The sequence below is a fragment of the Paenibacillus sp. GbtcB18 genome (assembly GCF_019091125.1).
GTDB lineage: Bacteria > Bacillota > Bacilli > Paenibacillales > NBRC-103111 > Paenibacillus_F > Paenibacillus_F chitinolyticus.
Genome location: NZ_JAGXJX010000762.1, coordinates 1 through 242, shown reverse-complemented (window position 1 = coordinate 242; position 242 = coordinate 1). Strand labels below are relative to the sequence as shown.

The window sequence follows — 242 nt, the reverse complement described above, 5'->3', positions numbered from 1 at the left end:
GCTCCGGGGAAAATGGCGATCGAACTTGGGGCCTGCGCGTTCATGCCTTCAGGCGCGGGCATAAAGAATAGCAGCAAAACGACCGTTAGGGCCAGGGGAATCCCCCACTCCTTCATGCTTTCTCCCATCTGGCTCTTTTTCTGGTTCGGCGGGTGTTTGACATCACTTCCCAATTTCTTTTTGCCCCCAGACATTTCGTGTCCTCCCCTTCTAAGATTAGCGCTTCATGGAAAGATAACTTT

General features: G+C 52.1%; 1 pseudogene. It reads right to left on the bottom strand.

Going from position 1 to position 242, the window contains the following annotated elements:
• Positions 1-194: pseudogene (locus KVT34_RS30960) on the bottom strand (permease); the annotation flags it as partial.
• Positions 195-242: the final 48 nt, after the last annotated feature.